The organism is Shewanella mangrovi (assembly GCF_000753795.1).
GTDB lineage: Bacteria > Pseudomonadota > Gammaproteobacteria > Enterobacterales > Shewanellaceae > Shewanella > Shewanella mangrovi.
The window spans coordinates 1-12,496 of the sequence record NZ_JPEO01000006.1 but is presented as its reverse complement, the minus strand read 5'-3'; the positions used below and the strand labels follow the sequence as shown (position 1 = coordinate 12,496).

Sequence of the window (12,496 nt, the reverse complement as noted above, 5' to 3'; positions counted from 1 at the left end):
CCACCATAATTTGGCCTGTAATGAGTAGTGAACGTGCGACTGGATAAATTTATATGTGAGGCGACTGGCTTAACCCGTAATCTGGCCAAACGTGCATTAAAGCAGGGCGATATTGCTGTCGATGGCATCCTCGTAAAGGACGCTGGTTTTAAGCTGCATCCTGAGATGCAGGTGACGCTGGAAGGTGAGTTGCTGAGCTTAGTGGGAATGCGCTACATCATGCTGCATAAACCGCTTGAGACCCTCTGCTCCAATGTCGATGAAGTCTATCCGAGTGTGCTGAATCTGCTGGATGAACCGCACATTGAACGGTTACATTTTGCCGGCCGCTTAGATGCTGACACCACCGGACTTTTACTGATTACCGATGACGGACAGTGGTCCCATAAAGTGACCTCGCCAAAACGTGAATGCGGCAAACGTTATCGTGTCTGGCTGGCTGATCCTTTGTGCGATGAGGCGGAACAACTGTTTACTGAAGGTGTGGCACTTAATGGTGAAAAAGAGCTGACGCGTCCCGCAACACTGGAACGTGTGAGCGCTACCGAAGTCGTACTGACGATTACCGAGGGCAAATATCACCAAGTGAAACGTATGTTTGCTGCGCTGGGAAATAAAGTAACGGATTTGCATCGAGAGGCCATTGGCGAGATTGAATTGGATGAGGCATTAGCTCCCGGTGAATGGCGCTATTTGACCGACGCCGAAATTGCCAGCGTCGATCAATCCGCATAAGAGATTACACCTGCTTACTGGCGTTTGAGGGTAATGCCGCCACTGATGGTGGTGATGTAGAAATCTGCTTTGCCTGAACCCAATTGAAACTTGAGATTTTCGGCACCAGTGTACTTAGCTTTCACAGGTTTATCATCGCTGAGTTTATTGTGAATATCGCCACCTGGACCACCATTGATGCTGAATTCAACATCGGGCATGGTGCTGAAAATCAAATCAATATCACCACTGACGCTGTCTAATTGGGCCTTGTTGCTGATATTCGCCAAGGTCACCTTAATATTGCCGCTGACGGCGTGCAGTTCCAATGAGTCCAGTTGGCTGAGTTGTATTTCAGCACTACCTGATACCACGTCGGCGTACAAGTCGGTGGCACTGCTGGATGAGGTTAAATCACCGCTGACGACACGGTAACGGGCGGAACCACTGCTGTTTTGGTCGTGAATATTGCCTGACACGCTCTCGAGCATCAGCTTGCCTGCGACATCTTTGGTGTTGATATCGCCTGAAACACTGCGCACGTTAATATCACCCTTTAAGGTATTAAGTTTGATGTTGCCACTAATGCTGGCGGTGTCAATATTGCCTTCAAGCTGCTGCAGTTGATAGTTAGCCGAAATCCCTTTGATTTTTAAGTTGATCTGCTTAGGCACAAAAATTTGCAAGGCTGAGCCATTATCATCTGAACCTGAGAGCCGGTGCGGTAGCTTATCTTCTACGACAAAATTATTGCCCTTTTGCTGAAAGATAAGCCCTTCACTGCGTGCGTCCAAAGAGCCTTTAACGGCAATTTCGTCTTTGTCCCAACTGTTGACCTCAACATTGCCCCGTTGCACGCGAATATCGACTTTAGCGCCAGCACTAAGCTGTGCTTGTTGATCCACTTGCTGAGCAGCGAATAGAGCAGGGCTTAGCAACCCTGATACCAGCAGTAATACAGTGGCTAATTTCATATTTGCAGTCCTTGTTGTACAGAATTCATTTGCGTTGGCAGTTGTTGGCCTTGCGTCAGCAATTCAATCTGACGCTGTTGGGTCCATAACCACAATTGCCATAATTGTTGGTCACGCGGATTTTGTTCTAAGGCGTGATAGATCTTGTCAGAGGCTTCTTGTAATTGACTGACACCTTGGCTAAGTGGCGCGGTTAAACTCGCTTTTTGCCATTGACCGAAGTGTCCGCTTTGTTCTAACAGCGCTATCTGTTGTTGATGCTGTTGCTTTAAGGTCGCGAGCATTGCCAGCATTTGCGGGTCATTGTCGACGCGGTGCTGCGAAAACTGGTAACCCAGCAATGCCGCAAGCAACAATGAACAGGCAATAGATAATCCTCTCCAGGAAACGTTTAATGCCGGTTTTGATGCTGCTGATTGCTCAAGCTTGGTGGCAATGTCGGGCCACAAATCCCTTTCGGGGCTTAGTTCGGTAGGCGTTTGCTCTATTAGTTCGTCGAGTGTTGGCTTACTCATGACAACATCTCCTTAAGTAATGCTCTGGCTCTGTGATATTGCGCTTTACTGGTACCGGCGCTGGTGCGCATCAGTTGGGCAATCTCTTCGTGGCTGTATCCTTCGATGGCAAACAGAACAAAGACAATGCGGGCGCGTTCCGGCAGTTGCAATACATGTTTGTCTAACAACATGCTGTCGAGCAGTTCTGTTGTTGGGGCCGTAGATTCAGCGCCTGAACTTTCGGGTAAAAAACGGGCCCAGAAACTCCGTTGTTTTTTTAGTGTGGTAAGCGCTTGGTTCACACTTAGGCTGTGTAGCCAGGTGCTGAATTTACTGTCGCCACGAAACTGCTCGAGTTTTTCCCAGGCGCGGATAAAGCAGTCTTGCGTCATTTCTTCTGCCAGCGGCACTTGCCCGGCAATACGAAAACACAAGGCATAAACGCGCTGATGATGCTGCTTGTATAACTGCTCAAACGCCTGTGTATCGCCACGGCGTGCTCGCTGGACCAGTCGTTGTTCGTCATCATTATTGGTTAACGCAGCACTTGCAGTCACACGATTCCTTGTCAACGTTTGTTGTAATTTGCAGATTAGATAATGGCAGTAACCTAAATGGTTTAAAAACAGTAGAAAAATTTTTTCAATACCGCGTTAGCGGGGGACTGTGCCCGAATTAACGCGTTAGCATCCCTCAGTTAAAAATAGTCGGACATTTAGCGGAAATCTCGCCGTTGAACTATGTTTTGATCTCCAGCAGAAATTCTACCTATACAGGGAATTAAGCTATGCTGATTCGACATAAATTGGTTCTGAGCGCTGTGGTGTCGGTGGGTGCTCTGGTGGCGATGTTTATTCTCAAGCAGTATTCATCGTCGACTGAGTCTGAACTATCACGCGCATCTGCGTTAGTGCAGCAACTTGATAATCAGGTATTGACGCTACGCAAACACGAAAAAGACTTCTTTGCCCGTCTAGACATGCAGTATGTCGAGAAGCATCAAGCCACGTTTCAGCAATTGTCCCCGTTAATGCAGGAACTGACTACTTTGTTTCGGCATTACGATATTCCCACTGCCGAAGCGGATAAATTAAACGGTGATCTCAGCCGTTATGCACAACTGTTTTCCGACGTGGTGACTTTGCAACAACAGATTGGGCTTACGCCAAAAACAGGCCTCTACGGTGGGCTGCGTGATGCCGTGCATCAGGTCGAAAGTCTGTTAGACAAACACGAAAGTAATGCTTTATTGGTGCGTATGTTACAGCTGAGGCGTAACGAGAAAGACTTTATGCTGCGGCGCGATATGAAGTATGTCGACACCTTCTCTGGTAACTACGATAAATTCTTACAGCAGTTAAAAATGAGCGGATTGGACGAGGATGTTAAAGCCAATATTCGCCAGTTGATAGCCCAGTATAAATCCTCCTTTATGGCTTTGGTTAATGGCGAAAAAACCTTAGGGCTTGATGAAACCCAAGGCAAAATGGCGCTGTTGCGGGATGCCATTACGGCCACGGAAGATTCAACCCAACAACTTATGTTACAGGCTAATGCCCGTATTGCGGCAGAGCAGCAAGCCACCTTTATGTGGGGCATTATCTTGTTCGGGTTAATCACCGTGATGTTGCTTTGGGGCACCATTCTCATTATCCGCAGCATTGTGAAGCCAGTGGATAGCATCAGTAAAGCGATTGCCGATGTGGAGCAAAGTAAGAACTTATCGCTTCGCTGTGAAATCCGTCGCGAAGATGAACTCGGACAAATTGGGGCTCACTTTAATAATATGGTGAGCAGTTTTCAGGACGTCATTCGACAAGTACTGGATTCGGTCGCGACTATGCGTACTGCATGCGACCAACTCTCCAAAAATGCGCGCCAAACCTCTTCTGGGGTGATGCAGCAACTGAACGAAACCGACATGGTGGCGACCGCCATTACCGAAATGGGCTCTACTGTTGAAGAGATTGCACGAAATACTGAAAAAGCCGCCGCTCGCGCCTCACAAAGTCATCAAAATGCGTTGCTTGGTCAGCAAGGCGTAGAACAAAGTATTGAGCAGATCCAAGTGTTAGCCGCACAGTTAAATGAATCGGCCAAAGTCGTGGCGGAATTAGAGCATGACAGCCAAACCATTGGCAGTGTGTTGGAAGTGATCCGCGGTATTGCGGAACAAACTAACTTGCTGGCATTGAATGCGGCGATTGAAGCGGCGCGGGCTGGTGACTTAGGCCGCGGCTTTGCCGTGGTCGCGGATGAAGTGCGTAACCTTGCGATGCGGACTCAGGAATCGACTGAAGAGATTGCGGGCATCATTCATACACTGCAAAACCGTACTGGCAGCATTGTAACCATCATGCGCCAAAGTCAGCAGCAGGGCACCACCAGTGCCGAACAATCAGCGCAGGCGGGGCAGTTATTACATGAAATTACTGGAGATATTACCGAAATCATGGATATGAACACGCAAATTGCCGCAGCGGTAGAAGAGCAAAGTACCGTTGCCGCTGAGATTAACCGCAATGTGGTGGCAATCCGCGATATCGCTGACTCGTCGGCTCAAGCGGCTAATGACAACTCTACGGCTTCTGAAGAGGTGCGGCATCTAGCGGATGGGCTGCATCACGCGGTTAGCCAGTTTCGTATTTGATGAGGATAGTTCGGCAGGGATGCCAATGACGAAATTTAGATACAAAAAAACCTCGTAAAAACGAGGTCTTTAGTTGGTACAGGTGAGAAGACTTGAACTTCCACGCCCGTGAGGGCACCAGCACCTGAAGCTGGCGTGTCTACCAATTCCACCACACCTGCACAACAGAGTCTCAGGATAATCGATTTTATATAGTTGGTACAGGTGAGAAGACTTGAACTTCCACGCCCGTGAGGGCACCAGCACCTGAAGCTGGCGTGTCTACCAATTCCACCACACCTGCACAACAGAGTCTCAGGATAATCGATTTTATATAGTTGGTACAGGTGAGAAGACTTGAACTTCCACGCCCGTGAGGGCACCAGCACCTGAAGCTGGCGTGTCTACCAATTCCACCACACCTGCACTGTACTTAACTATATTTTTCGGTTTCCCGACACCTTTAAAATAAAGGTGGTGCCCGAACCCGGAATCGAACCAGGGACACGCGGATTTTCAATCCGCTGCTCTACCAACTGAGCTATTCGGGCGACGGCGTGCATTAAAAGGCTTTTGTGGTTTTGAGTCAACTCTTTTCTAAGAAATATTTCAAAACATCGAGCGTTTGAGCAAGTTTTATTCGAAAAGAATTCGCACTGTGCTTCGATGGCGTAAAAGCGCCCATTTATGCGCCTTTCCGGCGGATTCAAAGACGTGGGTTTTGTCGTCTAGCGCAAAGATTTAAGCGACAATCCCAATAAAAAAGCCCCTGTTATAGGGGCTTTAGTCTGGGTTTAACTATTAGCCGTTATTTGCCACTAATTCATTGGCAGGGAAGTTGGCCTTCATTACTTCTAATACGTGTTGACGCATCTTGGTCTGTCCGAGTTCTTGGTAGGCTTGCGCCATAATTTCCAGTCCACGTTCAACGTAAGGCGTGTCGCTATAGGTTTCGAGTACGGTTTGTGCGCGAACGGCTGCTGCGCTCCATGCATCAATCTTGATGTAGTATTCCGCCACACGAATCGCGTAACTTGCGAGACGGTCTTTCAAATACTGCATGCGTTGCTGTGCATCGGCTGCATATTTGCTATTCGGGTAACTACGTAATAAGCGGTTGAAATCTTTGAAGGCATCCTGCGCATACTGAGGATCACGGTCAGTACGGTCGATGTTCAACATATTGTGCAGGAAATAGTTATCGGCCTGCATGTTCACCAGACCGCGCATATAAATCACGTAGTCACTGTTGGGATGGGTCGGGTTAAGTTTTAAAAACTTATCAATGTTAGCCAGCGCGTCAGCAGTGCTGTCCTGCTTGTAGTATGCATAAATCAGATCCAGTTGAACCTGATCTTTATAGGCACCAAACGGGAAGCGAGAGTCCATCTGCTCCAATGTTTTTGCTGCTTTAGCAAAGTTGCCATTGGTCATAGCCGTTTGCGCTTGGCTGTAGAGCACATCAACTGTCTCTTTGCCGGTAAAACCGTCATCTGGATTGCTACTACATGCTGCTAGGGCCAATGAAAAAAAGGCGATGGCAGCGCCTTTGACAAATATATGCATACTTCTATTGGTGTCTTTTTGAAAGTTGTTGTTAAGAAATTCACCATTTCGCGATAAAATGGTCAATTCCCGTGTTTAACTGAATTAACACAGTTCTATGACCCCAATATTTGGGGACGGTTCCTATGACGCAAGAGATTAATCTAAAAAGCGAGATATCAGCAACCCAAACAGGCCAGAGATTAGATCAGGCTGTGGCCGAATTGTTTGCTGATTATTCCAGAACACGCCTCAAAGAGTGGATTCTGGCTGGTAATGTAAGCATTGATGGCGAGGTTGTCACTCGTCCTCGAGAAAAAGTGCTCGAAGCACAGATTATTGAAATTAATGCGCAGATTGAAGAAGAAACAGTCGCCGAAGCGCAAGCCATCGACCTCGATATTGTTTATGAAGATGACCATATTTTGGTGATTAACAAACAAGCTGGGTTGGTGGTACATCCCGGCGCCGGTAATCATGATGGCACTTTGATGAATGCTTTGCTGCATCATTGTCCCAATATCGAGCATGTCCCGCGTGCTGGTATTGTGCATCGTCTCGACAAAGACACCACAGGTTTGATGGTGGTGGCGAAAACCGTTGAGGCACAAACCCATCTGGTTGCTGCACTGCAAGCGCGTGACATCACTCGTGAGTATGAAGCGATAGTCATGGGCACCATGACGGCTGGTGGCACTGTGGATGAACCCATTGGCCGCCATCCAACCAAGCGCACGCACATGGCAGTGCATCATAGTGGTCGTCCGTCGGTAACGCATTATCGTGTAGCGGAAAAATTCCGTGCGCATACGCGCCTGCGCTTGCGCCTTGAAACTGGCCGTACTCACCAAATTCGTGTGCATATGGCGCATATCGGCCATGTGTTGGTGGGCGATCCAGTTTATGGCGGTCGTCCAAAACCGCCAAAGTCGGCCAGCCCAGAATTTATTGAAGTGCTGAAAGGCTTTAAGCGCCAAGCTTTGCATGCGATTCGTCTGGAGTTAGTCCATCCCATCGATTTGGAAGTGATGAGCTGGCAAGCGCCAATTCCTGATGACATGGTGGCACTGACCAAAGCATTACGTAAAGATACGGAAGAACACCCAGAGGATATGCTCTATTGATCCCCGCTGACTGGTTTATCCCATCAGGTGTCCATATTGCCTTTACTGATCGCCATGGCGGCGTCAGTAAGGCGCCATATGATAGCCTTAATCTAGGCGACCATGTTGAGGATGATCCAATCGCAGTGACTCGCAACCGAGAGCTACTGCAAGAGCAGTTTGCATTGCCTGCGATGCCGCAGTGGCTAACACAGGTGCATGGTGTCGATGTCGTTGATGTCGACTCTGATGCCAATCGGCGTGCTGATGGAGCCTTTAGCCAACAAGCGCAAACCGTATTGGCCGTGATGACCGCAGATTGTCTACCGGTACTTTTATGTGATGCGAGCGGGCAGCAAATCGCAGCATTGCATGCAGGCTGGCGCGGGCTCTGCAATGGGATTTTGGAAGCGGGCGTGGCAAAATTTGCCCAAGGTAGCGAGTTGTATGCTTATCTTGGTCCTGCGATTGGTCCAAAAGCTTTTGAAGTCGGGTCAGAGGTGCGGGCGGCTTTTTTAGCTAATACCCCTAATGCTGCATTGTGTTTTCAGCCCTCAACCATGGCCAATTCCGCGGGGAAATATCTTGCTGATTTAGCCAAGCTTGCGCAGTTGCGCCTTGAAGCGGCAGGTGTTGTCCACATCTATTCATTGGGTGATTGTACTTACACGCTTGATACGCGTTATTTTTCATATCGCAGAGAATCGGTTACTGGCCGCATGGCGTCGCTTATCTGGCGTGATTAAAGCGTAAGTCGCAGCGGTTTCGTCAGCAAAATTGTTCAGCGAACAAGCAAAATTCTTTCTCCTCAGGCTTGAATTAGCCCCAATTACCCCCACATTTAAAACAACGAAGTTATTCCTCTATTTTGAGATTGTTAGGAGGGGATATGCGACTCGATCGTATGACCAACAAATTCCAAATTGCTATCTCAGATGCACAGTCTCTGGCGCTAGGACGCGATCATCAGTTTATAGAACCTGTCCATCTGATGATGGCTTTGTTAAACCAAGATTCTGGCTCGATCCACCCTTTGCTGACGCAGGCGGGGATTCAGGTCAGTACCTTGCGTTCGTTATTGACCCAAGAGCTGGAACGTCTGCCACAGATTGAAGGTACTGGCGGTGACGTGCAACTGTCACAGGCTTTGATCCGTTTGCTAAATCTGTGTGACAAGCTAGCGCAAAAGCGTAGCGATAAATTCATTTCTAGCGAGCTCTTTGTACTCGCCGCATTAGAAGGCGGTGATGTGCTGGCAAAATGCTTGAAACAAGCTGGTGCCACCAAAGAGCTGATGGAAAAAACCATCGAGCAGATCCGTGGCGGTCAGAAAGTGGATGATCCCAATGCCGAAGATCAGCGCCAAGCTCTGAAAAAATATACTGTCGATCTCACCGAACGCGCCGAACAAGGCAAGCTGGATCCGGTTATTGGCCGTGACGACGAAATTCGCCGTACCATTCAGGTGTTACAACGCCGCAGCAAAAATAACCCGGTGTTGATTGGTGAGCCTGGTGTCGGTAAAACCGCCATCGTTGAAGGTTTAGCGCAACGTATTGTTAATGGCGAGGTTCCCGAAGGTATCAAAAACAAACGCGTATTATCGCTGGATATGGGATCGTTAGTGGCCGGGGCAAAATATCGCGGTGAATTCGAAGAGCGCTTGAAAGCAGTGCTTAATGAATTGTCGCAGGAAGAAGGCCAAGTCATCCTGTTCATTGATGAACTGCATACTATGGTGGGGGCGGGCAAATCTGAAGGCTCGATGGATGCCGGCAACATGCTCAAACCGGCGTTGGCGCGTGGTGAACTGCACTGCGTTGGCGCGACCACATTAGATGAATATCGTCAGTATGTGGAAAAAGATGCTGCATTGGAGCGTCGTTTCCAAAAAGTGCTGGTGGATGAACCTAGCGTGGAAGACACCATCGCCATTTTACGTGGTTTGAAGGAACGCTATGAGCTGCATCACCACGTAGAGATCACCGATCCGGCGATTGTGGCAGCAGCGACCATGTCGCACCGTTATATCTCCGACCGTAAGCTGCCGGATAAAGCTATCGATCTGATCGATGAGGCAGCCTCAAGCATTCGTCTACAGATCGACTCTAAACCTGAGCCGCTAGATAAATTAGAGCGCCGAGCCATCCAATTGAAGTTGGAAGAGCAAGCGTTGGTAAAAGAGAACGATGAAGCCAGCCGTAAACGCCTCGACCATCTGCGTACCGAGTTGGATGATGTTGAACGTAAAGCGGCAGAACTGAACGAAGTGTGGTTTACCGAGAAAGCCGCGTTAGCGGGAACTCAGCATATTAAGGCTGACCTCGAACAAGCGCGTATGGATTTGGAAGTGGCTCGTCGTGCCAGTGACTTAACCCGTATGTCTGAGTTGCAATATGGCCGTATTCCAGAGTTGGAAAAACAGCTGGATCTGGCGGCACAAGCAGAAATGCAGGATATGCAGTTACTCCGTAACAAGGTTACTGATGTTGAGATTGCGGAAGTGCTATCGAAAGCTACCGGCATTCCTGTGTCAAAAATGCTGGAAGGTGAGCGCGAAAAGCTGCTGCATATGGAAGATGCGCTGCATGAGCGAGTGATTGGCCAAAGTGAAGCGGTTGATGCGGTGGCGAATGCGATTCGTCGTAGCCGCGCGGGCTTAGCCGATCCTAACCGCCCAATTGGTTCGTTTCTATTCTTAGGGCCTACCGGGGTCGGGAAAACCGAGCTGTGTAAATCGCTAGCGAAATTCCTGTTCGATACCGAAGGCGCAATGGTACGTATCGATATGTCGGAATTCATGGAGAAACACTCTGTGTCGCGTTTGGTTGGCGCGCCTCCGGGATATGTCGGCTACGAAGAAGGTGGTTATCTGACCGAGGCTGTTCGCCGTCGTCCATATTCAGTGATTCTGCTCGATGAAGTAGAAAAGGCGCACCCTGATGTGTTCAATATCTTGCTGCAAGTTTTGGATGATGGTCGACTGACTGATGGACAAGGCCGCACAGTGGACTTCCGCAATGCGGTGGTGATCATGACATCTAACTTAGGTTCCGATGTGATTCAGGAACACTTTGCTACCGCATCTTATGATGAGATGAAGCAGCAAGTACTGAACGTGGTGCAGATGCACTTTCGTCCTGAGTTCTTGAACCGTATTGATGAAACCGTAGTGTTCCATCCGTTGGAAGCTGAACATATCAAGAGTATTGCGGCGATTCAGATTGAAACTTTGCGCCAACGTTTGGCTGAAAAAGAGTATCAATTGGACATCAGCGATGCTGCTTTGGACTTTATTGCCAAAGCCGGGTTTGATCCTGTCTATGGTGCGCGGCCGTTGAAACGCGCCTTGCAGCAAGAGGTGGAAAACCCATTAGCGCAAAGCTTACTGCAAGGTAAGTTGTTGCCAGGCAAAACCATCCATGTTGATTTTCGAGAAGGTGAGCTGACTTTCCGTCAATAGGGAAAATGCTAAAAAGGAGCGCGTTGCGCTCCTTTTTGTTTGGGATAGCCAACAAATGCTTAAGATTTGCCACAGAACAATTTAATTCGCTCTTGTTGTGTGGCGATTTGCTGTTGTCGCTCTTCTTCTGTCATCTGTACAGTTTCACCTGTGGCGGGATCAGTACGTTGTAAGCGCGTGTGAGTGTTGAGCACATTTAACTGAAAGGTGGCTTGTTCACAAATAGACTTTGCCTGCTCAGCATTTTGCACAGTGGCTTTACTCGTAGCAGTCTCAGGTGCTGCAGCAGGTTCGCTTCTCTCTGGAGCAACCGTGCCTATTTTCTTCGGTTCCATGCTGGCTGCATCGAGTTGCTGAACTTGTTCGCCTTCGGCTGGTGGGTCCTGACTAAAATGAGCAACCCCATTTTTATCAACCCACTTATAGATAGTGGTGGCGTTGGCGATTGGCAGCGCTAGCATTGCTAGCATGACGACTAACAAACTGTTCCTTAACATTGTTCAAATCCGTCCGTCGGTTATGCACAGATGAGTATTTACTGTGCTATCTTTGGCCACTATGCATCGTTATAACATGTCTTGGATAAGTGTATGCAAAATTCTTCTATGCCAACAGTAAAAAACAAAGGGATTTATCTGTTACCAAACCTGCTTACAACTGCAGGACTATTTTCCGGATTTTATGCCGTTATTGCGTCGATGAATGATCGCTTTGAGGCTTCAGCCATCGCTATCTTTGTCGCGATGATATTCGATGGCCTCGATGGACGAATGGCACGCCTGACCAATACTCAAAGTGCCTTCGGTGCTGAATATGATTCGATGGCGGATATGGTGTCCTTTGGTATGGCGCCAGCATTGATTGCCTACAATTGGGGATTATCTGAATTAGGTAAAATAGGTTGGCTAGCTTGCTTTATCTATTGTGCAGGCGCTGCGTTACGTCTGGCACGCTTTAATACACAAGTGGGTATTGCTGATAAGCGTTATTTTCAGGGACTAGCTAGTCCGGCAGCGGCCGCAATTATTGCAGGCTCTGTTTGGGTTGGACAGGACTATGGGGTTGAAGCGACTTCTGTGTCTTGGTTATTTGGGCTGATAACGGCGGCAACGGGGTTACTCATGGTCAGCAATTTCCGTTATGCCTCATTTAAAGAGATCGATTGGCGCGGCAAAGTTAACTTCTTAGTCATGTTATTGGTGGTTGCTGTATTTGTGGTGATTTCAGTAGACCCTGCATTAATCCTCTGTTGCCTCTTCTATCTATATGCGTGCTCAGGTCCTTTTACGACACTCAGAAGTGTAGAAAAGCTAAAAGTCTCGGATGTTATTGGTGATGAGGATGTCGATACTATTATACCGACTGCTGAATCTATGCCGGAATCCCAGCAACAAGAGAAGCATTAAGTTAATTGATAGGTGGTTTTGTTATTGTGTAAAGACCTTTGTGCTTGCCTTTAGTTTTCAATGTGTAATCAAAATGTTTAATCGTGCATTTATTACGCTGTTGAAAGATATTTTTAATATTTCCGCTTGCGCACTTTTCTGATGTCCCTATAATGCGCACCCACT

The 12,496-nt window shown here is 48.1% G+C and carries 11 protein-coding genes and 4 tRNA genes; 6 read left to right on the top strand and 9 right to left on the bottom strand.

Features of this window, described 5'->3' with window-relative positions; translation table 11 throughout:
* Positions 1-33: 33 nt before the first annotated feature.
* Positions 34-735, top strand: a complete 702-nt coding sequence (rsuA, locus tag HR45_RS09790) for a 16S rRNA pseudouridine(516) synthase RsuA (protein WP_037442452.1) — start codon at positions 34-36, stop codon at positions 733-735.
* Between the two features lie 14 nt (positions 736-749).
* Here rsuA and HR45_RS09785 read toward each other — a convergent pair whose 3' ends face one another.
* From HR45_RS09785 to HR45_RS09775, 3 genes are read right to left on the bottom strand one after another with little or no spacing between them, the layout of a single operon-like run.
* The gene (locus tag HR45_RS09785; RefSeq protein ID WP_037442450.1) at positions 750-1,688 is read right to left on the bottom strand and encodes a DUF4097 family beta strand repeat-containing protein; all 939 of its coding nucleotides are present in this window, start codon (positions 1,686-1,688) and stop codon (positions 750-752) included.
* The gene (locus HR45_RS09780) at positions 1,685-2,203 is read right to left on the bottom strand and encodes a hypothetical protein (RefSeq protein ID WP_037442448.1); all 519 of its coding nucleotides are present in this window, start codon (positions 2,201-2,203) and stop codon (positions 1,685-1,687) included. Before HR45_RS09780 ends, HR45_RS09785 begins: the two co-directional genes overlap by 4 nt.
* The gene (locus HR45_RS09775; protein WP_052074658.1) at positions 2,200-2,742 is read right to left on the bottom strand and encodes an RNA polymerase sigma factor; all 543 of its coding nucleotides are present in this window, start codon (positions 2,740-2,742) and stop codon (positions 2,200-2,202) included. The genes HR45_RS09780 and HR45_RS09775 overlap by 4 nt, the downstream gene beginning before the upstream one ends.
* Before the next feature lie 230 nt (positions 2,743-2,972).
* Here HR45_RS09775 and HR45_RS19710 point away from each other — a divergent pair, with 230 nt between their 5' ends.
* Positions 2,973-4,835 carry a methyl-accepting chemotaxis protein gene (locus tag HR45_RS19710; RefSeq protein WP_037442445.1) on the top strand — a complete coding sequence of 621 codons (1,863 nt, stop codon included), beginning with the start codon at positions 2,973-2,975 and terminating at the stop codon, positions 4,833-4,835.
* A gap of 74 nt (positions 4,836-4,909) precedes the next feature.
* Here the strand turns inward: HR45_RS19710 and HR45_RS09765 are convergent.
* The 5 genes from HR45_RS09765 to HR45_RS09745 form a co-directional block, all read right to left on the bottom strand.
* Positions 4,910-4,996: transfer RNA gene (locus HR45_RS09765), tRNA-Leu, on the bottom strand.
* Between the two features lie 35 nt (positions 4,997-5,031).
* Positions 5,032-5,118 (bottom strand) — tRNA-Leu (locus HR45_RS09760).
* A 35-nt stretch (positions 5,119-5,153) separates the two neighbouring features.
* Positions 5,154-5,240, bottom strand: a tRNA-Leu gene (locus HR45_RS09755).
* A 49-nt stretch (positions 5,241-5,289) separates the two neighbouring features.
* A tRNA-Phe gene (locus HR45_RS09750) sits at positions 5,290-5,365 on the bottom strand.
* 250 nt (positions 5,366-5,615) lie between these two features.
* Positions 5,616-6,380 (bottom strand): outer membrane protein assembly factor BamD, encoded by a 765-nt coding sequence (locus tag HR45_RS09745; RefSeq protein ID WP_037442444.1) that lies wholly within the window; start codon positions 6,378-6,380, stop codon positions 5,616-5,618.
* 125 nt (positions 6,381-6,505) lie between these two features.
* On the opposite strand from HR45_RS09745, the gene rluD reads away from it, so the two are divergent.
* The 3 genes from rluD (at position 6,506) to clpB (ending at position 10,925) form a co-directional block, all read left to right on the top strand.
* Positions 6,506-7,483, top strand: a complete 978-nt coding sequence (rluD, locus tag HR45_RS09740) for a 23S rRNA pseudouridine(1911/1915/1917) synthase RluD (RefSeq protein ID WP_037442442.1) — start codon at positions 6,506-6,508, stop codon at positions 7,481-7,483.
* The gene (gene pgeF / locus HR45_RS09735; protein ID WP_052074657.1) at positions 7,480-8,208 is read left to right on the top strand and encodes a peptidoglycan editing factor PgeF; all 729 of its coding nucleotides are present in this window, start codon (positions 7,480-7,482) and stop codon (positions 8,206-8,208) included. Before rluD ends, pgeF begins: the two co-directional genes overlap by 4 nt.
* Positions 8,209-8,351: 143 nt before the next feature.
* The gene (gene clpB, locus HR45_RS09730; RefSeq protein ID WP_037442441.1) at positions 8,352-10,925 is read left to right on the top strand and encodes an ATP-dependent chaperone ClpB; all 2,574 of its coding nucleotides are present in this window, start codon (positions 8,352-8,354) and stop codon (positions 10,923-10,925) included.
* A gap of 59 nt (positions 10,926-10,984) precedes the next feature.
* Here the strand turns inward: clpB and HR45_RS09725 are convergent, their stop codons facing one another.
* Positions 10,985-11,422 carry a DUF4124 domain-containing protein gene (locus HR45_RS09725; RefSeq protein ID WP_037442440.1) on the bottom strand — a complete coding sequence of 146 codons (438 nt, stop codon included), beginning with the start codon at positions 11,420-11,422 and terminating at the stop codon, positions 10,985-10,987.
* 93 nt (positions 11,423-11,515) lie between these two features.
* Here HR45_RS09725 and pssA point away from each other — a divergent pair, with 93 nt between their 5' ends.
* The gene (pssA, locus tag HR45_RS09720) at positions 11,516-12,331 is read left to right on the top strand and encodes a CDP-diacylglycerol--serine O-phosphatidyltransferase (protein WP_037442439.1); all 816 of its coding nucleotides are present in this window, start codon (positions 11,516-11,518) and stop codon (positions 12,329-12,331) included.
* Positions 12,332-12,496: the final 165 nt, after the last annotated feature.